Raw genomic sequence first — 25,277 nt, 5'->3', positions numbered from 1 at the left:
TTACTGGCCGGCCGCTTCCGGATCGAGCAGGCGATGCAGGTGGACGATGAAATAGCGCGTCTGGGCGCTGTCGACGGTCTGCTGGGCCTTGGCGCGCCAGACCTTTTCGGCCGCGGCGTAGTTGGGATAGACGCCGACGATATCGACCTGGTCGAGATCGGCGAAGGTGACCCCGTCGAGGCTCGAGAGTTCGCCGCCGATCACCAGGTGCAGCAGTTGTTTTTCGGTCTTGTCAGCCATCGGTCAGTCCCGCGTTTGATTCAATGTCGTATCCGGCACGGCGGCGTCTTCGGTCGGCGGGCAGCCGTAGACCTTGAGCAGGGCCGCGTGCACGAGGGGTTTTAGGCTCATGTCGCCCAGCGCCGCAAGCGCCCCGTGGCGCACATCTCGTTTGTTCAAAACGGGGAAGCCGGTGCAGACATCGGCGAAGTCTAAGCCGCTCTCTGCGAGGATCACCGCCGCGCCGGCAATGTCCCAATCCTGCGCGCCGCGCCTTGCCACCGCAGCGTCGAGCCTGCCGGTGGCGACCTGCACCAGGCGATAGGCGAGCGAGGGATAGGCAGGGCCGCGCGTATAATCGAGGCCGGCGGCCTGCAACTCCTGGTGCACGGCGCCGGGCGCCGGGATCAGCGGCGGCGCCCCGGCCCGCCTCGTGCGAGTCAGCGGCTGCCCGTTGAAGCGCGCGCCGCCCCCCTTATGGGCGTCGTACATCTCGTCGCGCACCGGGGCATAAACGACGCCGGCCACCGGCACGCCGTTTTCGACCACCGCCAGCGACACGGTCCAGTAGTCCTCGCCGCGCAGGAAAGCGCGCGTGCCATCGATGGGATCGACGACAAAAACGCGGTCGCAATCTAGGCGGCTGGGATTGTCGACGGTTTCCTCGCTGAGCCAGCCATAGTCGGGCCGCGCCTGCAGCAGGTTGGCGGCGAGAAAGCGGTCGACGACGATATCGGCCTCGCTGACCGGAGAGGCATTTTCCTTGGTCCAGCTCTTGATGTCGCGCCGGAAATAGCTCGACGCGATGATGCCGGCCGCGACCGCAGTGGAGCGGAGCAGTTCGAGATCATCACTATAGGGTGGGGCGAAAGCCGGCATTGTGCGGGCCTTTTAGGCTCCGCACGGGATTTGGACAAGTGCGGGCCGGAGGCTGGCAAATATGGCAGGGTAAACGGGAGGGCAAGCAGCGCAGTTAACCGGGTCTGACTGGGTGCAATACCCTGCTAACCCTCCGGGAAAACAACATAAACTTAACCGAACCGATTAAGGGGGCGGGTAAGGGGGTGCGCTAGATTGGCCTCACAAACGGAGCGCAAAAAACAGCTCTCGAAGTTACAGGAAGGCATCAAAAATGGTTCATGGCGTTGCGATGGAAGGCTCTTCGGTCGTCTTGGCCTTTGGCCGCCCGGCCGTAGCCGAGCGCCGCTTCACGGCGGCCAACGACAATGGCCCCAAGGATCCGGTGAAGACCGTGACGGTCCGCAAGCAGCTCGAGCAGAGCGGCGTGGCGGTCAAGATCAAGGTCCCGGTGACCGAATTCATCGGTGTCGCGGTGGCGACGTCGATCTCCGAGGACGGCATCCTGACGAGCTCGATCGAGCTGGTCCATTCCGACGCCGAGCTGAACTACAAGGTGTTCGAGGAAGAGGGCAACCACAACGTGGTGGCCGAATGGCAGAACTGGGGGAAGAAGCTCCGCCTGCCGCTGTTCATCAAGGCCGGCGACGGCGCCTATCTCCCCTATAGCCAGCAGGTCGACGGCGTCATGCTCGGCAGCCCTGCCCCGCGCCGGAAACTGGCCGCCGATGCCTCGCGCCGCCCGCGTTTCCTCAACCGGCGCAAGCCCGGCCAGGACATGGCCAACTAATTCCTGCTGCCTCCAAAGCAAGCGAAAAGGGTCAACCGGTGGTGCGGTTGGCCCTTTCGCTTTTGGGTAATTTGCTAGCAGACTGTCAGCATTACCAGACCCACTCGGCCAATAGCGCGAGGGTGAGGGTAACGCCGACATAGTGATTGTTGTAAAAGCGCACGAAGGGGTTGCGCGGCACCTCGGCATCGAGGGTCCAGAGCTGCCAGGCCATGAGGCCGGCGGCGACCAGCGACAGCGCGGCAAAGATGGCGCCGCCACCTGCCATCAGGTTGGCAATGTTCCAGAGGACGAAGGCGCCGGCATAGAGCACGGCTACGGCGGGACGGACATTGTCGCCAAACAGTCGGGCGGTGGATTTGACGCCGACCAGGGCATCGTCCTCGATATCCTGGAGGGCGTAGATGGTGTCGTAGCCGATGACCCAAAGGATGGTGCCGGCATAGAGCACGACCGGCGCCCAGGAGAGACCGCCGGTCTGGCTCGACCAGCCCACCAGCGCGCCATAGGAAAAGGCGAGGCCGAGGAAAAGCTGCGGCCACCAGGTAATGCGCTTCATGAACGGGTAGATGGCCACCAGCACCAGCGAGGCCACGCAGGCCCAGACGGTGAAGCGGTTGAACTGGAAAAGGATGGCCGAGGCGAGCAGCGCCTGGGCCACCATGAAGACCGTCGCCTCCTTGGCCGTGACCTGGCCCGAGGGAATGGGGCGCGAGCGGGTGCGGGCGACCTGCATGTCGATGTCGCGATCGACAATGTCGTTGAAGGTGCAGCCGGCGCCGCGCATCAGGATGGCGCCGAAAAACATCAGGATCGCCGCCCACCAGCCGAAACCGAAATCGGGCTGCGCCACGGCGGCGAGGCCAATGCCCCAGGCGCAGGGCCAGAACAGCAGGTAAAAACCGATAGGCCGATCCCAGCGCGCGAGACGGCCATAGGGTTTTACTTTTTCCGGTGCATAGCGATCGAGCCAGTTGCCTCTGGTGGCGTCGGCGACGGTACCGGTGGGAATGGGGGTGTTCATAAGTTCGATCGGCCTTCACTGACTTCGCGCCAGTCATACCGGCCTCCTTCTCGCTGCACCACCCCACCCTCGGTCCCTCCCCATCAAGGGGAGGGAGGCGCAGGGGCGCGGCGGCAGAGTTCATCGTCTCCCTCCCCCCTGTGGGGAGGGACCAAGGGTGGGGGTTGCGAGCGATTGGCCAGCCACTATGTTGGCGGCGACATCAACAAAGGTCGTCCATGCCCCGCAGTCATTCCCACCTCCCGCGTCTCTTTGTCGAAGCCGACCTTGGCGCCGGTGGCATTCTGACGCTGGGGAAGGACCAGTCGCTTTATCTGGCGGCGGTGCTGCGCAAGGGGGTGGGCGATGAGGTGGTGCTGTTCAACGGGCGGGACGGGGCCTGGCTCTGCCGGCTGACCGGCGATTCGAAGAAGTCGGTGACGCTGGCCGTGGTCGAGCTCGTGGCCGAGCAGACCAAGCCGAGCGACCTCTGGTATGGTTTTGCGCCCTTGAAGAGCGAGCGGCTGGATTATGTGATCCAGAAGGCGGTGGAGATGGGCGTGGGGACGATCCAGCCGGTCATGACCCAGTTCACCCAGGTGCATCGGCTCAAGACCGAGCGGCTCAGCGCCAATGCCGTGGAGGCGGCGGAACAGTGCGAAGTGCTCAGCGTGCCCCTGATCGCCCCGGAGATCGCGCTTGGACATTTGCTGGATGGGTGGCAGGACGCTCATGGCGACCGAAAACTGATTTTTGCCGACGAGGGCGCCGCGTCGTCCTCGCCGGTTGTGGCGCTGGAGCAATTGCGCGGCCAGCGCCTTGGCCTGCTTATCGGCCCCGAAGGCGGCTTTTCCGATGAGGAGCGGAGGAAACTCCATGCCCTCCCCTTCGTTGTGCCCATCAGCCTGGGGCCGAGAATCCTGCGCGCCGATACCGCGGCGGTGGCGGGATTGGCGGTCATTCAGGCGATCATCGGTGATTGGCGATAAAAGGCGATTGCTTTCCGTCTTGCGCTCGCTATGTTGCCCGCCCAATCTGTATACCTCAGCCAAGAGGACTTCATGGCCGGCCCCGACACCCCTTCGCCCCTGATCGAATCGCGGGCAGACCTGATCGAGGCCATGGCCCGCGGATGCAAGCCGGCCGAGCAATGGCGCATCGGCACCGAGCACGAAAAGCACGTCTTCCACACCGATCCGCTGCGCCCGGTCGCCTATGAGGGCGAACAGGGTATCCGCGCGCTGCTGGCCGGCATCGAGAAGGAAACCGGCTGGCACCCGTTCTATGACGGGGAAAACCCGATCGGCCTGCGCAATGACACGATCGGCGGCATTTCGCTGGAGCCCGGGGGGCAGTTCGAGCTGTCGGGCGCGCCGATGGCGGACCTGCATGGCACGGCCGACGAACTGGCCGAGCATCTGCGCGTGGCCAAAAAGGTCGCGGCACCGCTCGACATCCATTTCCTCGGCCTCGGCGTCACCCCGCTCTGGGCGGTGGAAGAGATCGAGGCCATGCCCAAGTCGCGCTATGGCATCATGACCGAGTATATGGGCCGGGTCGGCACGCTGGGCACGTCGATGATGTATCGCTCGGCGACAGTGCAAACCAATCTCGATTTTTCCAGCGAAGCCGACATGGTCAAGAAGCTGCGCGTGTCGCTGGCGCTGCAGCCCGTGGCCACGGCTTTGTTCGCCAATTCGCCCTTCGCCAATGGCCGCGACACCGGTTATCTCAGCTTCCGCAGCGAAATCTGGCGCAATACCGACGATGCGCGCACCGGCATGCTGCCCTTCGTCTTCGACGATGGTTTCGGCTTCGAGCGCTATGCCGACCATGCGCTCGACGTGCCGATGTATTTCGTCATTCGCGACAAGAAATACATCAATGTCGCCGGCGCCAGCTTCCGCGATTTCCTCGAGGGGCGCCTGCCGCAACTGCCCGGCGAAAAGCCGACGATCAAGGATTGGGAAGACCACCTGTCTACCCTGTTCCCGGAAGTGCGCCTGAAGCAGTTCCTCGAAATGCGGGGCGCCGACATGGGCGATGCCGCGCATGTCGTGGCGCTTTCGGCCTTCTGGACCGGTCTGCTCTATGACGAGATCTCGCTCGAATCCGCCTGGGAGCTGGTGAAGAACTGGACCCACGAGGAGCGCGAGCACCTGCGCCGGGAAGTGCCGCGGCTGGGGCTCGACACGCCCTTCGACCGTTCGTCCATCTTCGACGTGGCGGCCCAGGCCGTGGGCATTGCCGAAGCGGGCCTTGTGCGCCGCAATCGCCGCAATGCCAAGGGCCAGGACGAAACCATCTACCTCGCACCGCTCGAGGAGACGATCCGATCCGGCAAGACCCCGGCCCAGCGCTGGCTGGCAAAATTCCACGGCGAATGGGGCCAGAGCGTGCTGCCGATTTTCGCCGAGGCGGAGATTTAGCGGGCTACTTTTCCAACGTTAGCCCATTCCCAAAGACAAATGTCACCCCGGCGAAGGCCGGGGTCCATGTCTGTCACTCTCCCCAGCCAACGGCCCGTCTGTCGTCCCGAGCATGGATCCCGGCCTTCGCCGGGATGACTTCGTGGTTGGGGGGAAGTCTTGGCACACGACTGCCCTCCCCCTCACCGACTCGGCTGCGCCGAGCCACCTCTCCCCGATGGGGAGAGCAATAGGAGGCCCACGCGGTGCCGTTCTTCTCCCCATTGGGGAGAAGGTGGCGGGTAGCGCCGGATGAGGGGATGGCTTCGCAGTTCCACAGAATCCCTTGCCTCTCCCATCACTTTCCTGCATCACCCGCGCATCGGAGCACGGAGGCGGGACATGCGCGTTTTGGTCATCGGGTCGGGTGGACGCGAGCATGCGCTGGCCTGGAAGATCGCGCAGTCGCCGCTGGTGAGCGCGCTGTTCGTGGCGCCGGGCAATGGCGGAAGCGAAAAGGTCGCGACCAATCTGGCCGTTGATATTACCGACCATGACGCGGTGATCGCGGCCGCCAGGGAACATCAGATCGACTTCGTAGTGGTCGGCCCCGACGCGCAGGTCGTGGCCGGGCTGGGCGACGATGTGCGGGCGGCGGGAATCACCTGCTTCTGCCCGAGTAAGGCGGCTGGACAGCTCGAGGGATCGAAGAGCTTTACCAAGGCGCTGTGCGACGAATTCGACATTCCCACTGCCGCCTATGGACGGTTCGAGGACGAAGCCTCGGCACTCGCTTATCTCTACACGCAGGGCGCGCCGATCGTGGTCAAGGCCGATGGCCTCGCCGCCGGCAAGGGCGTGACGGTGGCCATGAGCGTCGAGGAAGCAGAGGAGGCGATCATCGACTGTTTCTCGGGTGCCTTCGGCGCGTCGGGCGCCGCCGTGGTGATCGAGGAATTCATGGAGGGTGAGGAGGTCAGCCTCTTCGTCTTGAGCGATGGCCAGGCCATTTTGCCGCTGACCACGGCGCAGGACCACAAGCGCGTCTTCGACGGCGACCAGGGGCCCAATACGGGCGGCATGGGCGCCTATTCGCCGGCGCCAGTGCTGACCCGCGCGCTGTTCGACGAGACCATGGCGCGCATCGTCGAGCCAACCATTCGCGGCATGGCGGCGCGCGGGACGCCCTATGCGGGCGTGCTGTTTGCCGGGCTGATGCTGACCGAGGATGGCCCGAAGCTGGTGGAATACAATGCCCGCTTCGGCGATCCGGAATGCCAGGTGATGATGCTGCGAATGGAGAGCGACCTGGTCCCGCTGCTGCACGCGGTTGCGACGGGCACACTGGCGGGGCACGCGGTGACCTGGACGGACGACTTTGCGCTGACCGTCATCATGGCCACCAAGGGCTATCCCGGAGACTATGGCAAGGGCAGCGAAGTCGAGGGCGCGGACGCGCTCGACGATGATCACCTGACCGTGTTCCACGCCGGAACGAAGCGCGATGGCAACCGTTTACTGGCCAATGGCGGACGCGTGCTCAACGTGACCGCGCTCGGGGCATCAGTAAAAGAGGCACAGAAGCGTGCTTACGCAGGCGTGGACGCAATTGTTTGGCCAGAAGGCTTTGCCCGACGGGATATCGGGTGGCGGGAAGTCGCCCGCGAAACCTGAACCATTCTTCAATCTTGCTACGCTAAGCTCCCTTCGAACCGTCTTTGATGCGGCCCCGCCGCAACGCGAGCCGACGCCTCTCCAGAAGCGCGGCCTGGCGCTGGCGGACAAGCTGCGCATGAAGGGTGCGGAGCGTGGCATGATGAACACGACCAGCGGACCGCGGATCGGCGTGGCACTGGGCGGCGGCTCGGCGAGGGGGCTGACGCATATTCCCTATATCGAGGCCATGGACGAACTTGGCCTCAAACCCTCGGTGATTTCAGGCACCTCGATCGGCGCGCTGATCGGCTCCGGCTGGGCCGCCGGCATGACCGGCAAGGAATTGCGCGAGCACTCGTTCGAGGTGCTAGGCACGCTGAGGACCATTGCCGGCAAGCTCTGGGCCCACCAGGTGCGCGGGCTGGGTGGCCTGCTGCGCGGCGGCATCAACATGCAGCTCGATCCCGCCAGTGTCGTCGATGCCTTTACGCCGCACAGCTTTCCACATGAGTTCAAGGACCTGAGAATCCCGCTCTATGTAGTGGCGACCGATTTCCAGTCCTGGCACCAGACGGTGTTCAATTCCGGCCCGCTACGCCCGGCCATCGCCGCTTCCATCGCCATCCCCACGCTGTTCCGGCCGGTGGCCTATGCCAATCACGTGCTGGTGGATGGAAGCGTGGTCAATCCGCTGCCGCTCGACCAGGCCGATATCGGCACCGACTTCCTGATCGGCATCGACGTCAATGGCGATCCCTCCGAAAGCCTGCACAAGACCGATCACCGGCCGCTCGACATCTGGTTCGGCTCGGCCCAGATCATGATGCATTCGCTGATCGCCCACCAACTGGCCGCCTACCCGCCCGACGTCTATGTGCGGCCGCATGTGGCGCGCTTCGGGGCGCACGAATATTGGCGGGTGCGCGAAATCCTTTCGCATGTGGAAAGCGAGAAGGACCGCTTCAAGTGGATGCTGGAGAGCAAGATCGAGGCCTATATCCAGAACCGCATCCCGGTGGTCGAGAGCAATCCGGGGTGAATATCAAGTTCCACCGTAGTCCCCCACCCTCATTCCCTCCCCACAAGGGGGAGGGAGGCGAAGGTTGCAGTCGACGGTGTTCATCGTCTCCCTCCCCCTTGTGGGGAGGGATCAAGGGTGGGGGTCGGCCGAGCCACCAGACCACTTCATCACTCCGCCACCGCGATGACGACGCTGCCGCGCTTGCGGCCGGTGTCGACATGGGCGTGGGCGGCAGGCAGATCGACAAAGGCGAAGACGCGGTCGATATAGGGGCGAAAATGCCCCGCCGCGGCGAGGCGGCCCAGTTCCATGACATCATCGGCCCGCTCCGAGGCCGGACCGGCAATCATCCGCTTGCCGTCTGGGCCGGGCCGCAGGCTCTGCAGCATTTCCTTCATGGCGCCTGAAATGGCGAGGTAGCGGCCATTGGACTTGAGGAGTGGCTGGGCGCGGGCGAAGTCGAGGGCGCCAACGGTATCGGCAACGATGTCATAGCGATCGGGCAGCGTGGCGACATCGATCTGCGTGTAATCGATGACGGCGGCGCCGAGGGCGGCAACGAGAGGGACATTGCCGGTGCTGGTGGTCGCGGTCACGGTGGCGCCGCGATGGGTGGCGAGCTGCACCATGGCAACGCCGACGGCGCCGGAGCCGCCGAGGACGAGCATGGTCTCGCCGCGCTGGAGGGCGGCCTTGCGCAGATAGTGGAGCGCCGTGGTGCCCCCGAAGGACAGTGCGGCGGCTGTGTGGAAATCGAGCCCCTCGGGCAGGTGGGCGATGGCGCCGCTTTCCGGGCTTGTGGCAAATTGGGCATGGGCGCCCTGGCGCATGCCGGCAAAGGCATAGACGGCGTCGCCCTTGCCGAAGCGGGTGACCCCCTGCCCCACCGCCTCGACCACACCCGAAAACTCGGTGCCGAGTACAGGCTGGCGCGGGCCGTTCCAACCCAGGGCCAGGCGACCGAGCAGCTTCATGCCGGGCGGTAAATTGCAGCCGCGAATCCTGACATCGCCGGAATTGACCGTGGTGGCATGGATTCGCACCAGGACCTCGCCGGGTTTTGGCGCGGGCATCGGGATCTCTTCGAGGCGCAGGACTTCAGGTCCGCCATAGTGGCGGGCAAACCAGGCTTTCATGGCGCTTGCTCCTTGCCGGTCAGGAACCGGGCGTTTGCTCGGCCTTCCACTGGAAGACTTCGCCGATCTCGACGCCGAACACTTCGGCAATGCGGAAGGCGGCTTCGAGGGAGGGCGAATATTTGTTCTGCTCGATGGCAGCAACTGTCTGCCGCGTCATGCCGATGCGGTCGGCCAATTGCTGCTGGGTCATCTCGCCATGGTCGAAGCGCAGGCGGCGGATGGTGTTGGTGATGGGTGGCGGCGGGGGCATCAGGCATACCGCCGGAACTGGACGATGACGGCGATTTCCCGGGCAAGGGCCGATGCCGCCATTACGAACAGCACGAGATTGACCAGCATGACTGCCGTGGCGCCGGCTGGATCGGCGGGATAATCGGCACGGGCCATATCGGTCACCCAGCGGCTGACCAGCACAATGCCGACCAGCGACAGTTCGAGGCAGACGAGGCCGATGCGATAGGCGCCGCGCTCGACGCCGCGTTCCAGTTCGTCGGGGACCGGATCGAATTCCTGCCGGCCGAGCCGGGCCGCCAGGAGGGATGCCGGCAGCATAATGGCCAAGGCGATGCCGGTGCACCAGATGAAGCGCCAGAACAGCACGTCGCCATCGAGCCTATTGGCAGCGAAGTCGGCCCAGACGCTGAGGAAATACCAGCCGAAAATGACCAGGGAGGTCAGGGTGGAAATCCAGGCCACTTTTTCACGCATGGTCATGGGCGCACTCGGTAGAAAATCTGATCGACTTCATATCGATCATTTCTAACGTTATGTCAATAATGTTTTACATGATGTTCGATAGATCGAACGGCGGGCAGGCAGGAGGCGCGGACGGAAGCTGTCGGGTGCGGGTATGTATGCATTGGGGGGCTGGCTGGGGTCAGGTCCGAGGAGCCAGTGTTGGTTGGGAGGACAATGGAGCGTGGGGCAGGCTGAGGTCCGCCCTGCTCGCGGGACGTGGAGACTGGTTCTCGGGTCAAGCCCGAGGACGGCATTGTGGGTAGGTGGGTGGGTGGCTGGAGACGCTCAGTCCCTGAGCTTGCGGAAGAAGTCGACGAGCATGGCCTCGGCCCGGGCGGCGGAGAGGCCGGAAATGACTTCGGGGCGGTGGTGGCAGGTGGGCTGCTCGAAGAGGCGGATGCCGTTTTCGACGGCGCCAGCCTTGGTATCCTCGGCAGCGAAATAGACGCGCCGGAGACGGGTATGGGCGATAGCCCCGGCGCACATGGCGCACGGTTCGAGCGTGACATAGAGATCGCAACCATCGAGCCGGCCGGTGCCGCGCACGTCGAGCGCCTTGCGCATGGCCAGAAGCTCGGCATGGGCGGTGGGATCGCGCAGCGACTGCATGCGATTGCCCTCAGCGGCCAGCACGCGATTGCCCTCCATGATCACAGCCCCGACGGGCGCCTCGCCCATGGCGGCAGCCGCTTCGGCAAGCGCCAGCGCCAGGTCCATGGGCTTGTCGGTCGTCGCGTTCAGATCATGGGGCATAGTCATCGGCATCAATGGCGCCCTTGAGGGCTGCGAGCGTCTCCGGGGTCCAGCCGGGGGGCTGGGTCACCTCCACCCAGGCATCGATATAGTCTTCCGGGGCATAGACATGTCCGTAGCCCACCGGCGGGGTCTGCGCCAGCGCCGCGTCGAGCGCCAGTTGCAGGAAGGTGATGACGGGATACCAGTAGAGCGCCGGGGATACGTCCGGCCCGCGCGGGGAGCGCAGCCATTCGGGCCGGGTGAGATCGGCCTCGAAGGAGAAGAACACGATGGGGTCGCTGGCATATTGCAGGAAGACGATGCGCATGGGGCCCCAGGCAAGTCCTTCCCAGCCTTCCGCGCCGGACTGGTTCATGAAGCGCACCGATGAGGAGTTGCCAAAGCGCGGCAGCCAATAGGGCGTGCCCGGCTGGCGGGCTTCGGTCATGCGGGCCCAGACCTGGCTGGAAAAGGGCGGACCGGCCCAGAGCGCGCCGTGAAACGGATCGGCCAAGACATCGTAGACGGTGGTGGAATTCTGCGAGGCCAGCGCGCCGAGGCTGAGGCCATAGAGGTAGAGCCGCGGCCTGGCATCATGGGGCAATTGTGTCCAATAGGCATAGACGGTGTTGAACAGCGCGCGCGCCGTTTCGGTGCCGAGTTCGGGTTCGATCCAGAGCGAAAGCACGCTGGTGAGATAGGAATATTGCACGGCGACGCTCGCGACATCGCCGTGGTGCAGATATTCGAGTGTGTCGACGGCAGCCCGGTCGACCCAGCCGGTCCCGACCGGAGAGATGAGAACCAGGGCCGACCGATCAAAGGCGCCGATGCGCACCATTTCGGCCAGAGCCAGTTCCGCCCGCTCCTTCGGGCTGGCGGCCGAGCGGAGGCCGACATAGGTCCGCAGCGGATCCATGGCCGGCTGGCCGGTCATGGCGGTGATGGCGGCAGCGTCAGGACCGGACTGTACATAGATGCGCGAATCCCGGCCGATCGTATCCCAGTCGATCAACGATTGCGCACTGCCGGTCTGGTCCGGGCGGGCGGGCGGGGCTGCCTCGGTGGAGACGAGCGCATCGAGCCGCTGGTAGAAATTGTCGGCCGAGCGCAGGGCGGCGCGTAGGAAGAGATTGTTGACGAGAATGCTGACCACGAGGACCACCAGCGTCGTGGCCAGCACGAAGGCGGCGCGGCGCGGCATGTGCGGCGTCAACCAGGCCCAGACCAACCGGACCAGCACCACCAGCAGATAACCGAGGAAAATGAGGCCCGCAGCCACGGGAAAGGCCATGGCGGCTATCAGCAGCGGCTGGCTCTGGTCCACCGGCGCCATGCCCATGACCGACCGGACCGAATTCTGCCAGGAATTGGAATACCAGAGCGCCACCACCACGAGCCCGAGGCAGACCAGGGCCGCCAGCACGCCGAGCAGACGGGTGACGCGTCCCGGCGGCACCTTGAGGCCGAGATAGGTCCATAGCCAGTGGACCAGGTTGCCCAGGCCGTAACCGACCGCAAAGCAGCAGCCCGAGAGCACGCCCTGCACCAGTTCGGTGCGCGGCAGCAGCGAGGGGGTCAGCGACAGGGCAAAGAAGATCGACCCGACCAGCAGACCCGGCGGGGAGAGGTGATAGGCCACGCTATCCCAGACGGCATTGCCCCAACGGCTCCAACGAAGCTGATCTGGCGAGGGGATGTTGGTCATGCAGAGAGGGTGCCGCTGCGAGGGTGGATGGTCAATGGGTTGGGCGATGCGATTGATGGAGGATGCTATGTCGATTGCCCAGGAAGATGGACCACCCGGTCAAGCCGGTTGGTGACGAAGGGGGAGGCACAAAGGCTCCCCCCAAGCGTCATTGCCCGGCTTGACCGGGCAATCCATTTCGCCGGTGTCGCAGAAAGCTGGCTGGGCACAATTGTCCCGGCGGGTCGGCAACGCGTCTCCCCTGCCCTATATTGCAGGCAGGAGAATCGCCCTTGCCCATCCGCCAACTGCCCGAAGACCTGATCAACCGCATTGCCGCCGGCGAGGTGGTGGAGCGGCCTGCCAGCGTGGTCAAGGAACTGGTGGAAAATTCCATCGATGCCGGGGCACGGCGCATTACCGTGAGCACGGCCAATGGCGGCATGGACCTGATCCGTATCGCCGATGACGGGCACGGCATGGACCGGGAGGACCTGCTGCTGAGCGTGGAGCGGCACGCGACCAGCAAGCTCAGTGCCGACGATCTCGACGATATCCGGACGCTCGGTTTTCGCGGCGAGGCACTGGCATCGATCGGCTCGGTGGCGCGGCTTTCCGTGGCATCGCGCCCGGCCGATGCCGAAAGCGGGCTCGTCATCGTGGTCGACAATGGAAGGCGCACCGGCCCGGTGCCGCAGGCGATGAACCGCGGCACCGTCATCGAGGTGAAGGACCTCTTTGCGCAGGTGCCGGCGCGGCGGAAATTCCTGAAGAGCGCGCGGGCGGAAACCGCCGCCATCACCGATGTGATGAAGCGCCTGGCCATGGCCAATCCGGAAATCCACTTTGTGCTCGAAGGCACCGACCGCACCGCGTCGAACTGGCCCGCGGTGAGCGGCGAAGGCGCACTGGCGGCGCGGCTGGGCCAGGTGATGGGCGGCGATTTCATCGATAATGCCGTGACCCTCGCCACCGCGCGGCACGGCATCGTGGTCGCCGGCATGGCCGGGCTGCCGACCTATACGCGGGCCAATTCACTCAGCCAGTTCTACTTCGTCAACGGCCGCTCGGTGCGCGACAAGGTGCTGGTGGGGGCGGTGCGCGCGGCCTATGCCGACTATACTTTCCGCGACCGCTTTCCGGTCGTCTCGCTCTACATCGCCATCGACCCGGCCGAGGTGGACGTCAACGTGCACCCGGCCAAGGCGGAGCTGCGTTTCCGCGACCAGGGGGCGGTGCGCGGAGCCGTCATCCGCGCCATCGGCATGGCGCTGGCGGCCGCCGGGTTCAAGGCATCGACCAGCGTGGCCGAGGATATTCTGGGCGCCTTCACCGCGCCGGAACTGGCCGAACCGGCAGCCCCTGCCCCCCTGGCGCCGGCGGGGGGCGGATACCAGCCGCAGCGCCTGAGCTTTGCCAACGAGCGCGCGCCGCTGAGTTTCGACCGGTCTCCAGGACGCCTCGCCGGCTTTACCGAACCCAGCGCCCGAGTGGAGCGGTTCGAACCAACTGCAGAAGTCGCCGACTATCCGCTGGGCACGGCGCGGGCGCAGATGTTCGACAATTACATCATCGCCCAGAATGGCGACGGATTGCTGCTGGTGGACCAGCATGCGGCGCATGAACGGCTGGTCTATGAGCGGTTCAAGGCGCAACTGGCCTCGGGGCCGGTCCCCAGCCAGGCGCAGCTCATTCCCGTCATCATCGAGTTGCCGGAGGAGGACTGCTCCCGACTCGAAGAGGCGGCGCCGGAACTGGAGCGCTTCGGGCTTTATCTCGATCGCTTCGGGCCGCGCGCCATCGCCGTGCGCGAAACCCCTGCCCTTCTGGGCAATAGCGATATTTCGGGCCTGGTGCGCGACCTGGCCGATGGCCTTGCGGAATGGGACAGCGCTGCGGCGCTGACCGACCGGATGGAAGCGATCATCGGCCGCATGGCCTGCCACGGTTCGGTGCGCTCGGGGCGGCGGCTCCGGGTGGACGAAATGAACGCGCTGCTCCGCGACATGGAGGCAACGCCCCATTCGGGCCAGTGCATCCATGGGCGGCCGACCTATGTGGAGCTCAAGAAGGGCGATATCGAGCGCCTGTTCGGACGGAGCCGGTGAATTCGAAGCTGACCAGGAACGACCTGTCGCACCTTCGTCATCACCCGGCTTGACCGGGTGATCCATGCCGTCGCGGGCGCGGAAGCGTGGATTGCCCGGTCAAGCCGGGCAATGACGAAGGAATGGAAGGCACAGCGACCGCCGCCACTGTGGAGAAGACATTATGACCTCAGGCATTCACCACGTCACCCTGATCACCAAGGACGTGCAGGCCAATGTCGATTTCTATGTCGGCTTTCTGGGGCTGCGGCTGGTCAAGCGCACCGGCGGCTATGAAGATGCGCGGCAGTTACATCTGTTTTATGGCGACCATGACGCGACACCGGGTTCGCTGATCACCTTTCTCGTCTGGCAAGGCGGCTCGTCGGGCCAGGCCGGGGCCGGACAGGTCAGCGAAGTGGCGCTGGCCGTGGCGCCGGGCTCGGTGGGCTATTGGCTGGAACGGGCGCTGACGCATCAGGCCAGGGTCGAGGGGACCGGGCAGGAATTCGGCGAGACGGTCTTGCGGCTGCGCGACCCGGATGGGGTTGTGGTCAAGTTGGTCAGCGCCGATGTGCCCGCCCTTGCCATGCCCGGGAGCGATATCCCGGCCGAGCATCGGATCCGGCGCATTCGCGGCGTGACGCTGCTCTCGGAAGTGCCGGAGGAGACGGTGGATTTCGTCACCCGCTATTTCGGCTATGTGGAGGCCCGGAGCGAGGGCCCGATAAGGCGGCTCCGGTCCGACAGCGGCGATGTGCTGGACATAAGGGATGCCGGCGGCTTTTGGCCCGGCGCGCCGGGCACCGGCACGGCGGATCATGTGGCGCTGCGGGCGGTGGATGCCGATGAGGTGAAGCGCGTCGAGGCGGCGCTGCGACAGCGCAATTCGAGCCTCACCAACCTTCACGACCGCAACTATTTCACGTCGCTCTATGTGCGCGAGCCGGGCGGCACGCTGATCGAAATGGCCAGCGACGGGCCGGGCTTCACGCTGGACGAGACTGTGGACACACTGGGCACGACCCTGTTCATGCCGCCCAACACGCCGGACGCGGAGGCGCTCAAGGTGATGCTGCCGCAGTTCAGCCTGCCGGGCGAAGAGCGCGTCGTTTATCGCGACCTGATCTACGACCACCGCTTCTTCACGCCGGACAGGCCTGACGGGACCACGCTGGCGCTGCTGCACGGCACGGGCGGCGACGAAATGGACCTGATGCCGCTGGCGCACAAGGCGGCGCCGCGGGCGACCCTGCTGGGCATCAGGGGCCGCAGCACGGAAAGCGGCACGCGCCGCTGGTTCCGCAGCTTCGGACCGGCCATTTTCGACCAGAAGGACATCCGCTTCGAGGCCGGGGCGCTGGCCGCCTTTTTCGAGGAGGCGCGCGGCGCCTATGGGATCGACGCGACGCACCTGGCGGGGCTGGGTTATTCCAACGGCGCCAATCTCCTAGGTGCCGCCATGCTGCTGCAGCCCGGCATCGTGCGGCGGGCAGTGTTGCTGCGGCCGGCCATGGTGCTCGACGAAGCGCCGGGCCTGGACCTTTCAGGCACTGCCGTGCTGATCCTACTGGGAGAGACGGACGCCTTCCGCCTAGCGGGCGAAAGGCTGGCGGACGTCTTGCGGGAAGCCGGGGCCGAGGTCACTGTCGAGCGGGTGACGGGCGGGCACGAATTGACTGACTCGGATGCGGCAATGATAGGGGGCTGGATCAACCACTAGGGTTGTCGACCGCCTAAGCCGCCTTCGGCCCGACATAGCGCGACTGCGGACGGATCAGGCGGCCGGTTTCGATCTGCTCGTGGGCATGGGCGACCCAGCCGCCGACGCGGCCGGCAGCAAAGACGCCGGTAAAGGCGTCGCGCGGAAAACCTAGGGCCTCGAGCAAGAGAGCCGTGAAGTATTCGACATTGGTTTCGAGAACCCGGTCGGGCTTGGCCGCGCGCAGGGCCGTGAGCGCATCGCGCTCGATGGCCTCGGCCAGCGCCAGCCGAGCGGCATCCATGCCGCCGGCGGCGCCGAGGCGGCCGAGGGCGCTCTTGAGCGCATCGGCGCGCGGATCGCGCACGCGATAGATGCGGTGACCGAAGCCCATCAGCCGCTCGCCGCGGCCCAGCGCCGCCTCGATCCAACGCGCGGCATTGGCGGGCGTGCCGATGGCATCGAGCATGTCGAGCACTGGCCCGGGCGCCCCGCCATGCAGCGGTCCCTTGAGCGCGCCGAGGGCCGCGAGCACGGCAGACGCATAGCCGGCGCGGGTGGACGCGACGACGCGGGCGGTGAAGGTCGAGGCATTGAGGCCATGGTCGGACACGGTGACGAGATAGGTATCGAGCGCCCTGACCGCCTCGGGCGCGGGCTGGGCGCCGGTCAACATGGCCAGCATGTCCTCGGCATGGCCGCGACCGGCATGGGGTGGCACGGGGGCCTTGCCAGCGCGGGCGCGGACCAGCGCCGGGACAAAGACGGCGGGCGCCGCGATCTGCAGCAGGGCGGCAGAGCGATCCTCGCCATCGGGCAGGCGCGCCATCAGCGCGCGCAGGGCCTCGGTGACCGAAAGGCGCAGGAGGCCGCCGTCGATATGGGCCGTCTGCTGGAAGGCCAGCATGCGGGCCTGACCCAGCTCGGCACGAATGGCCTCGGCGCTGGGGAAAAGCAGTTCGGGCAGCAGCAAAGCCAGCACGTCCTCATAGCCCACCTGCCCCGCAAGGCTGTCGAGGCTATGGCCGCAGATCACCAGAAGCCCATTGGCGCCATCGACTTCGCTGAGGCGGGTTTCGGCGGCTATGACGTCATCGAGGCCGGACATGTTGCTTCTCCTTGGTATTTTGACTGCTTTCGTCGCGGCGCAGACCGCAAAACCGTTGCCACTTCTGCTGGAAACGCTCTAAGGTTCCAGCCAATCAAGATTGACGTCAATCTTGACGCCAAAGATCAATGCGAGGCGGCGATGAACTGGCTGACGGCAGAAGAGGCGCTGGCGCGACTGGGTACCAAGCCGCAGACGCTTTATGCCAATGTCAGCCGCGGGCGGATCACGGCGCGTCCCGATCCCGACGATCCGCGCAAGAGCCTTTATCGGCAGGACGATGTGGAGCGGCTGGCCAACCGGCCGCAGGGGCGGCGGCCGGCGCGAACGGTGGCGGCAGAAAGCATTGCCTGGGGCGAGCCGGTGCTGGAAACCAGCATTGCCACGGTGGCCGACGGGCGCCTGCTTTATCGCGGCCAGGACGCGGTGACGCTGGCGGAAACGGCGACCCTGGGCGCGGTGGCGCGCCTGCTCTGGGGCTCGGCGACGGAGGTGGACTTTGCCGGGCGCGCGCGGGCTCGCTCGCCGGGCATGACGGCCGCTTACCAGGCCGTGGCGGAACTGGCGGCCACCGACATGCCGGCCGCCGGCCGCAATCGCGCGGTATTGCTGGCCGACGCGGCTCGGACGGTTTCGTTTCTGGCAGGCGCCCTCGCCGCACCCGGCACCATGCCGGCGCATCATCGCCTGGCGCAGCAATGGGGGCGACCCGAGGCCGCCGATCCGCTCCGCCGCGCGCTGGTGCTGCTGGCGGAACACGAGCTCAACGCCTCGACCTTTGCCGCCCGGGTCACGGCGTCGACCGGCGCGCCTCTCTCGGCGGCGGTGCTGGCCGGCCTCGCTGCGCTCAGCGGACCACTGCATGGGACGGCAAGCCAGAGCATGGCGGGCCTGGTCGAGGCAGCCCGGCGGCAGGGGGCGACGCTGGCGATCGGCGCGCATCTGCGACAGGGCAACGCCCTGCCCTGCTTCGGGCACAAGCTCTATCCCGATGGCGACGTGCGCGCCGGGGCGCTGATGGCTGCGTTCACCCTGCCGCCGGTATTTGCGGAATTGGCCGAGGCGGGAGAGCGTCTCAGCGGCGAAAAACCCAATATCGACTTTGCGCTCGCCGCCTTGGTGGGGGCTTACGACCTACCAGCCGATGCGCCATTGCAGATTTTTGCGCTGGCGCGATCGGTCGGCTGGCTGGCCCATGCGCTGGAGCAGATCGAGACGGGCACGCTGATCCGGCCGCGGGCAAGGTATGTAGGCACAGAGCCGACCCGATAGGGGGATCGGTCGCTGGTCCAAATAGAGGCAAGTCAAAAAGGTTAACAAACCCCTATCGACTCTTCGATTTGTTCATGCAATGTTCCTCATGAACAAAGTAGGAACTTGCCATGCGTCAATGGCTGTTGGGGTTTGCCTTTCTTGTGTTTTCTTGTCTTCCTACGCTGGCCGATGACTGGCTCAAGGCGCTGCTGCTGTTCGATGCAGGGCGCTACGAGGAGCCGATTGCCTTGCTGACGCCGCTGGCCGATGCAGGCGACCTCGGGGCGCAGGAAATCCTTTATGCCGCCTATAGAAATGGCTATGGCGTGGCAGTGGACGACGCGGCAGCGGTCCGCTGGCTCGAAAAGAGCGTCGCGCAAGGCGCGCCGACGGCGCAGGCCGCCATGGCGCACCACTACCTCGAGGGGCGCGGGGTTGCGATGGATTCGCAGAAGGCCGTGCATTGGTTCACGCTGGCGGCGCAGCAGGGTTATGCGCCGGCCATCCACAACCTTGCCGTGCTGACGCTGGCCGGACGCGGCGTGCCCGCCGATGCCGAGGAAGGGTGGCGGCTGCTCACCTGGGCCGCCGAGCTGGACAATCCGGATGCCTTGTTCACCGTAGGACTGGATCGCCTGTCACGGGCCGGGGACGGCGCTGCCTTCGACCTTGCCCTGGCTGACTTGAGACGCGCGGCGCAATTGGGCCAGCGCGAGGCGCATGCCGTGCTGGGCCAGCTCTATGCGGATTTCGTGGAGGCCCCGCATCACCTGGTTCTCTCGGCTTTTCACTACCAGATGGCTGCCGATGCGGGATGCGTGGATGCCGTCGCGGCCGCCGATGTGGCGGCTGCCCGCCTCTCGACGGACGAGGTCGAGACCCTCGCCTACAATCTCGACAAATGGCAGGTCGAAATCGATCCGCGCGACCCGCAGCCGGCGCCCGCAACCTGCCTGGGCAGCTAGACTACTGGACTGGGCTGCGGATCGATGACCGCGGCCCCATGACCAGATCAGAATTTTCATCAGAGGGGGACTTTGCCATGCGTCAATGGCTCGTCGGGCTTGCCTGCATTTTCTGTTCTTCCGCCCCTGTCTTGGCCGAGCATCGGACGGCCATCGGACCGGCCGATCAGGAGAGCAGTAGCGGGGATATCGCCCTCTACCACCCCCTGGCCCTGGTGCCGGACTGTCTCGATATCCGCACAGCCGGGACCGGACGACCGCCGCATCCGGGGATCGAATCCAAGGAGCCCAGGATCGATATCTGGGTGCCGGAACCGCATCCGCACAATCCGCGGCCCGCACCGACCGGTTGCATGGCCGGTTAAGGTGTGCGTCCGGCCCGGAGCAGAGCGTCGAACTGCCTTCTAACCGAACACGCTTGCGCCCTTGTCGGCCAGGCCGACCATGGCGCGGAAGCCGGCAAAGAGTTCGCGGCCCATGCCAAAATGCTGGGAGCGGAGGTCTTCGGTGGCCGGGGTGCGGGAGAAGAATTCCTTCTCGTCGCCAAGGAAGGTCAGCGTGCCCTCGTTGGCGTCAAGGCGGATCAGGTCGCCATCGCGGATCTTGCTGATCGGGCCGCCATCGACCGCTTCCGGGGTCATGTGGATGGCGGCGGGCACCTTGCCCGAGGCGCCGGACATGCGCCCGTCGGTCACCAAGGCCACCTTGAAGCCGCGACCCTGCAGGACGCTCAGCGGCGGAGTGAGGTTGTGCAGCTCGGGCATGCCGAGCGCCTTGGGGCCGGAGAAGCGCACCACGGCGATCATGTCGCCATCGAGCTCGCCGGCCTTGAAGGCGCGCTGCAGCCCTTCCTGGCCGTGGAAGACGCGGGCACGGGCCTCGATGACGCGATGCTCGTCCTTGACGGCCGAGACTTTTATGACGGATCGGCCGAGATTGCCCGAGAGAAGCTTGAGGCCGCCGGTCTGCTGGAAGGGTTCCCTGACGCCGGTGAGCACCTTGGGCAGCGCGCTTTCTTCGGGCGACGGCTCGAAGGCGAGGCCGCCCGCTTCGCCGAGCTTGGCTTCCACCGTGTAGCCGGAGAGGCCCGTGCCCCAGACGGTCTTGACGTCCTCATGGAGGTAACCGCCCGCGAGGAGTTCCTTGATGAGGAAACCCATGCCGCCGGCGGCGTGGAAGTGGTTCACGTCGGCCACGCCGTTGGGATAGACGCGGGCCAGAAGCGGCGTCGCGTCCGAGAGATCGCTCATGTCGTCCCAGGTGATCTGGATGCCGGCGGCCGCCGCCATGGCGATCAGGTGCATGGTGTGGTTGGTCGAACCGCCCGTGGCATGGAGGCCGACGAGGCCGTTGACGAAGGCCTTTTCATCCAGGATGTGGCCGATGGGCGTATAGTTGTTTCCAAGGCTCGTGAGCGACAAAGCGCGCTTGGTCGCCTCGCGGGTCAGCGCATCGCGCAGCGGCGTGCCGGGATTGACGAAGCTGGCGCCGGGCAGGTGCAGGCCCATGATTTCCATGAGCATCTGGTTGGAGTTGGCGGTGCCGTAGAAGGTGCAGGTGCCGGGCGAATGGTAGGACTTGCTCTCGGCTTCGAGCAGTTCCGCCCGGCCCACCTTGCCCTCGGCATAGAGCTGGCGGACCTTGCTCTTTTCGTCATTCGGGATGCCCGAGGGCATGGGGCCGGCCGGGATGAACACCGCCGGCAGGTGGCCAAAGGCCAGCGCGCCGATGACAAGGCCGGGCACGATCTTGTCGCAGATGCCGAGATAGACGGCGGCATCGAACATATTGTGCGACAGGGCGATGGCCGTCGACATGGCGATGACGTCGCGGCTGAACAGCGAGAGATCCATGCCCGGCTGACCCTGGGTGACGCCGTCGCACATGGCCGGGACGCCGCCCGCCACCTGCGCCGTGGCGCCGATCTCGCGGGCCGCTTCCTTGATGATGTCAGGGTAGAACTGATAGGGCTGATGGGCGCTCAGCATGTCGTTGTAGCTGGTGACGATCCCGAGGTTCAGCGCCTTGTTGCCGGCAATGGCGGCCTTTTCGGCCGGGGAACAGGCGGCGAAGCCGTGGGCCAGGTTGCCGCAGGAGAGCGCGGCCCGATAGACGCCCTGTTCCTTGGCAGCATCGAGGCGGTTGAGATAGTCGCGGCGACTGTCGCGGCTGCGCGCGGCAATGCGGTCGGTCACGTCCTGGATGGCCTGGCGGACGGTCATTGGCAGTCTCCAATAGTAGCGCGAGGACGCGCCAAAGGGGGGCCGCTGGCGCGGATAGGCCTCGCTATGATGACTGGCACCCGTGGCGGCCAGGGCGGTCGATTGGGGACCGCCCCAGGAGCTTCAGGGGGACCAGTAAACTGTGACCGGCGCGCCCGAGCGCAGCACGGCACGGATAGGCATGTCCTCGACCGGACCATCGGCCAGGGCCTTTTCCAGCACTGCAGCCTTTTCCTCGCCTTCGATGTGCAGATAAAGCCCATCGGTTTCGAGCAGGCGCGGCAGGGTGAAGGTGATGCGCGGCTCACCGGCGCCGGGGGCGCGGATGGCAAGGGTCGGGCCGGCGCCAGTAAGCGCGGCGTCGAGCGTGTCGCCACCGGGGAAGAACGAGGCCGTGTGACCGTCATTGCCCATGCCCAGGATCACCGCGGCAAAGGGCTTGGGCAGTTCGGCCATGAGGGCGTTGGTCTGGGCGACGGCGGCATCGGTCGGCTCGTCGCCGCCCGAATAGAGCGGGAAAAACCGAGCCACGGCGGCCGGGCCCTGCAGCATCTTCTCGTTGACCAGCAGCGCGTTGGATCGATCGTTGGTCTCGTCGACCCAGCGCTCGTCGACCAGGGTCACGACCACCTTGTCCCAGTCGATGCTCCGGGTCTTGCCCAGGGCGGCAAAGAATTTTCCGGGTGTCGAGCCGCCGCTGACGGCAATCGACGCCGTGCCGCGCTCGGCGATGGCGGCGTTGATGCGCTCCGCCACGGCTTCGGCCAGTTCCTTGGCCAGCGTGGACTTATCGGCAAAGCTGCGGCGGGTGAGGGTCATATTTTTATTCCTTTGGCACGCGAAGGCGGGCTGGCCCTTCGCCTCCCTCCCCCTGAGGGGAGGGACTGAGGGTGGGGGTCCGTCCGTAAGCCACAAGACCACCCCCTCCCCAGCTTCGCTAGGCCCCGGCCAAGCTGCGCTGCCCTCCCCTCAAGGGGGAGGGTGGGCGAAACCCAACCATCCGAGGCTAAAGCAAGCATCACGCGTTGTTGCCCTCGTACCAGGTGCGGCCGTCGCGCTCGATCAGGGCCACGGCGCCGCTGGGGCCCCAGGTGCCGGCAGTGTAGACCTGCGGCGGTTCGCTGGAGCGGTCCCAGGCTTCGCGGATGGGATCGACCCACATCCAGGCGGCCTCGAGTTCGTCGCGGCGCATGAAGAGGGTCTGGCTGCCGCGGATCACGTCCATCAGCAGGCGTTCATAGGCTTCCGGCGTGCGCTCGGTGAAGGTTTCCGCAAAGCTGAGGTTAAGCGGCACTTCGCGCAGGCGCATGCCACCGGGACCCGGATCCTTGATCATCATCATGAGCTTGACGCCCTCGTCGGGCTGCAGGCGGATGATGAGCTTATTGGCCTTGGGTGCGCCTTCGGCATGGTCGAAAATGGAATGCGGAATGGGCTTGAACTGGATGCAGATTTCCGAGACGCGCTCGGCCATGCGCTTGCCGGTGCGCAGATAGAAGGGCACGCCGGCCCAGCGCCAGTTGTCGATATGGGCCTTGAGGGCCACGAAGGTCTCGGTGCGGCTGCCCTTCTTGTCGTCGGGCAATTCGTCCTGGTAGGAGGCGACCGCAGCGGTTTCCGACTTGACGCCGCGATACTGGCCGCGGACGGTTTCCTTGGCGACTTCGCCATTGACGATGGGGCGCAGGGCGCGGAGCACCTTGAGCTTTTCGTCGCGCAGGGCATTGGCGTCGTCGCTGGCGGGCGGCTCCATGGCCACAAGGCAGAGCAACTGCAGCATGTGGTTCTGGATCATGTCCCGCAGGGCGCCGCTCTCGTCGTAATAGCCGCGCGTGCCGGCGCCGACGCTTTCGGCCACGGTGAGCTGCACGTGGTCGATATGGGCAGAGTTCCAGATCGGCTCGAACAGGGTATTGGCGAAGCGCAGGGCCAAGAGGTTCTGCACCGTCTCTTTGCCCAGATAGTGATCGATGCGGTAGACCTGATCTTCCTTGAAGATCTTGGCGACGCCGTCATTGATCTCGATGGACGAGCCGAGGTCGTGGCCCAGCGGCTTTTCGATGACGACGCGGGCGTCGCGGCGATAGAGCTTCTTGGCTTCGAGATATTCAGCGATGGGCTCGAAGAGGTCTGGTGCCACCGCCAGATAGAAGGCGCGCACCACCTTGGGATCGTCGCGCAGGGCCTTGCCCAGATCGCCCGATTCGTCGGGCTTGCTGGCATCGACCGGCACATAGGTGCAGATGGCGACGAAACGCTCGATGACGCTATCGTCCTGGTACGGCTTCTCCACGAACTGCTGTATCGCCTCGCGCACCGCCTTCTGGAAATCGGCTTCGCTGAGCTTGGAACGCGAGGCACCGATAATGCGGCTCTGCTCGTCGAACTGGCCGTCCTTGAAGCGATGATAGAGCGCCGGGATCAGCTTGCGCTTGGTCAGGTCGCCGGTGGCGCCGAACACCACATAGTCAAAAGGCTGGACGGGGATAATACGGCTGGACACGAGGATAAGTCCCTAGTTGGACGCGAAGTTCTGCCGGGCGAGGATGACCGCGCCGTGCAGGGGTTCGAATTTGGGCAGGGCGACGAAGGTGCCATAGTGCTGCTGGAGGCGCGGATAGAGCCGCTGCCCGAGGCCGCCGACAATGGCCATGACCTCGGCGCCGTGGGATTTGAACCAGCGCACATAGGCGTCGATATAGCCGAGCTGGGTATCGAGCAGTTTCAGCGCCACCGGATCGTTCTGTTCGAGATAGTCGAACCAGAGCGGCATGAGCTTGCCGAATTCGCCGGGCGCGCGGCCGATCAGGGCGTCGTCGCACCCTTCCGAGCCGTCATCGCTGAAAAGCTTGAGATCCATCTCGGTGGCAAAGGACCAGGTCATGATCGCCTGATTGTCGCCGCCGAGGGCCGCGGTTACCGCGCTCGTCAGCGGCGAGGCCTCGACCATGCCGTCATTTGCCTCGACCGCGTAGCGCACCAGCGCGCGGCCGAGAATGGCGCCGCTCATCTGGTCGCCGATATGAAAGCCCCAGCCGCCGGCCTGGTAGCGCGTGCCGTTGACGATGGACATGGCGGCAGAGCCGGTGCCGATGATGACCACGCCGCCTTCGCCGCCACCCAGGGCGCCGGCATGGGCGATGTCGATGTCGTCATAGACTTTCACCCCGGCAAAGGGCCAGGGCCGCGCGGCGAACTCGGCGCGGGCCGAATCCATGCGCCCGCCGGCCATGCCGAAACAGGCATAGGTGTTGGCGGCCTCGGCAAAGTCGATGCCGGCAGCCTCGAACACATCGCGGGCGCCATCGGTGATCGCCTTGTAGGCGGGGTCACCGCCATCGATCTGCAGGTTGGAGCGGCCGTTCTTGACCTCCGCCAGCGTCTCGAGATGTTCGTTGGCCAGTCGCACGCGGCAATTGGTGCCACCGCCATCAACGCCAAGGTAATATCGCGGCACGAAGGGCAACTCCGTCAATGGAATGGATGGGGACAGGCAAGGGACCTTGCTGCGCGCATCACACTAGGGGGTCATTTCGGCGCGGACCATAATGCGAAAGGCGCTAAGACGAAAGTAGTAGAGCCAAGAAAATGCAGGCTTCGCCCATCGCATCTGCATCGATTGCAGCCGCTGGGAGCCGGCACGCTGGAACGGCTTGCCGATCGCCCCCGTTGAAACCACACTGGC

Annotated in this window: 23 protein-coding genes; 10 read left to right on the top strand and 13 right to left on the bottom strand. The window is 65.6% G+C overall.

What is annotated here, in order from left to right; translation table 11 throughout:
- Together JEQ47_RS09085 and JEQ47_RS09080 are read right to left on the bottom strand one after the other, a co-directional pair.
- Window positions 1–240: a DUF4170 domain-containing protein gene (locus tag JEQ47_RS09085; RefSeq protein ID WP_198876090.1), complete on the bottom strand. Its 240-nt coding sequence runs from the start codon at window positions 238–240 to the stop codon at window positions 1–3.
- A gap of 3 nt (window positions 241–243) precedes the next feature.
- Entirely contained in the window at window positions 244–1,098 is an 855-nt protein-coding gene (locus JEQ47_RS09080) for a 3'(2'),5'-bisphosphate nucleotidase CysQ (RefSeq protein ID WP_198876089.1), read from the bottom strand.
- A gap of 253 nt (window positions 1,099–1,351) precedes the next feature.
- On the opposite strand from JEQ47_RS09080, the gene JEQ47_RS09075 reads away from it, so the two are divergent.
- Window positions 1,352–1,867, top strand: a complete 516-nt coding sequence (locus tag JEQ47_RS09075) for a DUF6101 family protein (protein WP_198876088.1) — start codon at window positions 1,352–1,354, stop codon at window positions 1,865–1,867.
- A 91-nt stretch (window positions 1,868–1,958) separates the two neighbouring features.
- Here JEQ47_RS09075 and ubiA read toward each other — a convergent pair whose 3' ends face one another.
- Window positions 1,959–2,891 (bottom strand): 4-hydroxybenzoate octaprenyltransferase, encoded by a 933-nt coding sequence (gene ubiA / locus JEQ47_RS09070; protein ID WP_198876087.1) that lies wholly within the window; start codon window positions 2,889–2,891, stop codon window positions 1,959–1,961.
- A 218-nt stretch (window positions 2,892–3,109) separates the two neighbouring features.
- Between ubiA and JEQ47_RS09065 the strand changes: the two genes are divergently transcribed.
- The 4 genes from JEQ47_RS09065 to JEQ47_RS09050 all read left to right on the top strand — a co-directional run bounded on the left by JEQ47_RS09065 (window position 3,110) and on the right by JEQ47_RS09050 (window position 7,973).
- On the top strand, window positions 3,110–3,859 hold the full coding sequence (locus JEQ47_RS09065; protein ID WP_198876086.1) for a 16S rRNA (uracil(1498)-N(3))-methyltransferase: 750 nt from the start codon (window positions 3,110–3,112) through the stop codon (window positions 3,857–3,859).
- Between the two features lie 72 nt (window positions 3,860–3,931).
- Window positions 3,932–5,299 carry a glutamate--cysteine ligase gene (locus JEQ47_RS09060; protein ID WP_198876085.1) on the top strand — a complete coding sequence of 456 codons (1,368 nt, stop codon included), beginning with the start codon at window positions 3,932–3,934 and terminating at the stop codon, window positions 5,297–5,299.
- 381 nt (window positions 5,300–5,680) lie between these two features.
- Window positions 5,681–6,952, top strand: a complete 1,272-nt coding sequence (gene purD / locus JEQ47_RS09055) for a phosphoribosylamine--glycine ligase (protein WP_198876084.1) — start codon at window positions 5,681–5,683, stop codon at window positions 6,950–6,952.
- Window positions 6,953–7,091: 139 nt separating this feature from the next.
- Entirely contained in the window at window positions 7,092–7,973 is an 882-nt protein-coding gene (locus JEQ47_RS09050) for a patatin-like phospholipase family protein (RefSeq protein ID WP_198876083.1), read from the top strand.
- A 149-nt stretch (window positions 7,974–8,122) separates the two neighbouring features.
- Here the strand turns inward: JEQ47_RS09050 and JEQ47_RS09045 are convergent, their stop codons facing one another.
- From JEQ47_RS09045 to JEQ47_RS09025, 5 genes are all read right to left on the bottom strand, one after another.
- Window positions 8,123–9,091, bottom strand: coding sequence for an NAD(P)-dependent alcohol dehydrogenase (locus JEQ47_RS09045; protein ID WP_198876082.1), 969 nt, complete (start codon window positions 9,089–9,091; stop codon window positions 8,123–8,125).
- 19 nt (window positions 9,092–9,110) lie between these two features.
- The gene (locus JEQ47_RS09040) at window positions 9,111–9,344 is read right to left on the bottom strand and encodes a helix-turn-helix transcriptional regulator (protein ID WP_198876081.1); all 234 of its coding nucleotides are present in this window, start codon (window positions 9,342–9,344) and stop codon (window positions 9,111–9,113) included.
- Window positions 9,344–9,808, bottom strand: coding sequence for a hypothetical protein (locus JEQ47_RS09035; RefSeq protein ID WP_198876080.1), 465 nt, complete (start codon window positions 9,806–9,808; stop codon window positions 9,344–9,346). The genes JEQ47_RS09040 and JEQ47_RS09035 overlap by 1 nt, the downstream gene beginning before the upstream one ends.
- Before the next feature lie 309 nt (window positions 9,809–10,117).
- Window positions 10,118–10,585 carry a nucleoside deaminase gene (locus JEQ47_RS09030; RefSeq protein ID WP_236020763.1) on the bottom strand — a complete coding sequence of 156 codons (468 nt, stop codon included), beginning with the start codon at window positions 10,583–10,585 and terminating at the stop codon, window positions 10,118–10,120.
- Window positions 10,575–12,275, bottom strand: coding sequence for an alpha/beta hydrolase (locus tag JEQ47_RS09025; RefSeq protein WP_198876079.1), 1,701 nt, complete (start codon window positions 12,273–12,275; stop codon window positions 10,575–10,577). The genes JEQ47_RS09030 and JEQ47_RS09025 overlap by 11 nt, the downstream gene beginning before the upstream one ends.
- A 272-nt stretch (window positions 12,276–12,547) precedes the next feature.
- Here JEQ47_RS09025 and mutL point away from each other — a divergent pair, with 272 nt between their 5' ends.
- Entirely contained in the window at window positions 12,548–14,362 is a 1,815-nt protein-coding gene (gene mutL, locus JEQ47_RS09020) for a DNA mismatch repair endonuclease MutL (protein WP_198876078.1), read from the top strand.
- 163 nt (window positions 14,363–14,525) lie between these two features.
- Window positions 14,526–16,064: a VOC family protein gene (locus tag JEQ47_RS09015; protein WP_198876077.1), complete on the top strand. Its 1,539-nt coding sequence runs from the start codon at window positions 14,526–14,528 to the stop codon at window positions 16,062–16,064.
- Window positions 16,065–16,077: 13 nt separating this feature from the next.
- Here JEQ47_RS09015 and JEQ47_RS09010 read toward each other — a convergent pair whose 3' ends face one another.
- Window positions 16,078–17,151, bottom strand: a complete 1,074-nt coding sequence (locus JEQ47_RS09010; protein ID WP_198876076.1) for a citrate synthase — start codon at window positions 17,149–17,151, stop codon at window positions 16,078–16,080.
- A 141-nt stretch (window positions 17,152–17,292) separates the two neighbouring features.
- Between JEQ47_RS09010 and JEQ47_RS09005 the strand changes: the two genes are divergently transcribed.
- From JEQ47_RS09005 to JEQ47_RS08995, 3 genes are all read left to right on the top strand, one after another.
- Complete coding sequence (locus tag JEQ47_RS09005) at window positions 17,293–18,423, top strand: citrate/2-methylcitrate synthase (RefSeq protein WP_198876075.1); 1,131 nt, start codon at window positions 17,293–17,295, stop codon at window positions 18,421–18,423.
- 110 nt (window positions 18,424–18,533) lie between these two features.
- Window positions 18,534–19,370 carry a tetratricopeptide repeat protein gene (locus JEQ47_RS09000; protein WP_198876074.1) on the top strand — a complete coding sequence of 279 codons (837 nt, stop codon included), beginning with the start codon at window positions 18,534–18,536 and terminating at the stop codon, window positions 19,368–19,370.
- 77 nt (window positions 19,371–19,447) lie between these two features.
- A complete protein-coding gene (locus tag JEQ47_RS08995) occupies window positions 19,448–19,735 on the top strand; it encodes a hypothetical protein (RefSeq protein ID WP_198876073.1) in 288 nt (95 codons plus the stop codon).
- A 39-nt stretch (window positions 19,736–19,774) separates the two neighbouring features.
- Here the strand turns inward: JEQ47_RS08995 and edd are convergent, their stop codons facing one another.
- The 4 genes from edd to JEQ47_RS08975 all read right to left on the bottom strand — a co-directional run bounded on the left by edd (window position 19,775) and on the right by JEQ47_RS08975 (window position 25,049).
- Window positions 19,775–21,592 (bottom strand): phosphogluconate dehydratase, encoded by a 1,818-nt coding sequence (gene edd / locus JEQ47_RS08990; RefSeq protein WP_198876072.1) that lies wholly within the window; start codon window positions 21,590–21,592, stop codon window positions 19,775–19,777.
- A 123-nt stretch (window positions 21,593–21,715) separates the two neighbouring features.
- Window positions 21,716–22,411, bottom strand: a complete 696-nt coding sequence (pgl, locus tag JEQ47_RS08985; protein ID WP_198876071.1) for a 6-phosphogluconolactonase — start codon at window positions 22,409–22,411, stop codon at window positions 21,716–21,718.
- A 199-nt stretch (window positions 22,412–22,610) separates the two neighbouring features.
- Window positions 22,611–24,095: a glucose-6-phosphate dehydrogenase gene (zwf, locus tag JEQ47_RS08980; protein WP_198876070.1), complete on the bottom strand. Its 1,485-nt coding sequence runs from the start codon at window positions 24,093–24,095 to the stop codon at window positions 22,611–22,613.
- Between the two features lie 12 nt (window positions 24,096–24,107).
- On the bottom strand, window positions 24,108–25,049 hold the full coding sequence (locus tag JEQ47_RS08975; protein WP_198876069.1) for a glucosamine kinase nucleotide-binding domain-containing protein: 942 nt from the start codon (window positions 25,047–25,049) through the stop codon (window positions 24,108–24,110).
- Window positions 25,050–25,277 lie beyond the last annotated feature (228 nt).

Source organism: Devosia sediminis, assembly GCF_016411825.1.
In the GTDB taxonomy this organism is placed as follows: domain Bacteria; phylum Pseudomonadota; class Alphaproteobacteria; order Rhizobiales; family Devosiaceae; genus Devosia; species Devosia sediminis.
This window is presented reverse-complemented; position numbering and strand designations above follow the sequence as displayed.

Bases quoted from the DNA above. Each gene is read 5' to 3' on its own strand.
- JEQ47_RS09085 (WP_198876090.1), bottom strand. From the start codon at position 240: ATGGCTGACAAGACCGAAAAACAACTGCTGCACCTGGTGATCGGCGGC.
- JEQ47_RS09080 (WP_198876089.1), bottom strand. From the start codon at position 1,098: ATGCCGGCTTTCGCCCCACCCTATAGTGATGATCTCGAACTGCTCCGC.
- JEQ47_RS09075 (WP_198876088.1), top strand. From the start codon at position 1,352: ATGGTTCATGGCGTTGCGATGGAAGGCTCTTCGGTCGTCTTGGCCTTT.
- ubiA (WP_198876087.1), bottom strand. From the start codon at position 2,891: ATGAACACCCCCATTCCCACCGGTACCGTCGCCGACGCCACCAGAGGC.
- JEQ47_RS09065 (WP_198876086.1), top strand. From the start codon at position 3,110: ATGCCCCGCAGTCATTCCCACCTCCCGCGTCTCTTTGTCGAAGCCGAC.
- JEQ47_RS09060 (WP_198876085.1), top strand. From the start codon at position 3,932: ATGGCCGGCCCCGACACCCCTTCGCCCCTGATCGAATCGCGGGCAGAC.
- purD (WP_198876084.1), top strand. From the start codon at position 5,681: ATGCGCGTTTTGGTCATCGGGTCGGGTGGACGCGAGCATGCGCTGGCC.
- JEQ47_RS09050 (WP_198876083.1), top strand. From the start codon at position 7,092: ATGATGAACACGACCAGCGGACCGCGGATCGGCGTGGCACTGGGCGGC.
- JEQ47_RS09045 (WP_198876082.1), bottom strand. From the start codon at position 9,091: ATGAAAGCCTGGTTTGCCCGCCACTATGGCGGACCTGAAGTCCTGCGC.
- JEQ47_RS09040 (WP_198876081.1), bottom strand. From the start codon at position 9,344: ATGCCCCCGCCGCCACCCATCACCAACACCATCCGCCGCCTGCGCTTC.
- JEQ47_RS09035 (WP_198876080.1), bottom strand. From the start codon at position 9,808: ATGACCATGCGTGAAAAAGTGGCCTGGATTTCCACCCTGACCTCCCTG.
- JEQ47_RS09030 (WP_236020763.1), bottom strand. From the start codon at position 10,585: ATGCCCCATGATCTGAACGCGACGACCGACAAGCCCATGGACCTGGCG.
- JEQ47_RS09025 (WP_198876079.1), bottom strand. From the start codon at position 12,275: ATGACCAACATCCCCTCGCCAGATCAGCTTCGTTGGAGCCGTTGGGGC.
- JEQ47_RS09015 (WP_198876077.1), top strand. From the start codon at position 14,526: ATGACCTCAGGCATTCACCACGTCACCCTGATCACCAAGGACGTGCAG.
- JEQ47_RS09010 (WP_198876076.1), bottom strand. From the start codon at position 17,151: ATGTCCGGCCTCGATGACGTCATAGCCGCCGAAACCCGCCTCAGCGAA.
- JEQ47_RS09005 (WP_198876075.1), top strand. From the start codon at position 17,293: ATGAACTGGCTGACGGCAGAAGAGGCGCTGGCGCGACTGGGTACCAAG.
- JEQ47_RS09000 (WP_198876074.1), top strand. From the start codon at position 18,534: ATGCGTCAATGGCTGTTGGGGTTTGCCTTTCTTGTGTTTTCTTGTCTT.
- JEQ47_RS08995 (WP_198876073.1), top strand. From the start codon at position 19,448: ATGCGTCAATGGCTCGTCGGGCTTGCCTGCATTTTCTGTTCTTCCGCC.
- edd (WP_198876072.1), bottom strand. From the start codon at position 21,592: ATGACCGTCCGCCAGGCCATCCAGGACGTGACCGACCGCATTGCCGCG.
- pgl (WP_198876071.1), bottom strand. From the start codon at position 22,411: ATGACCCTCACCCGCCGCAGCTTTGCCGATAAGTCCACGCTGGCCAAG.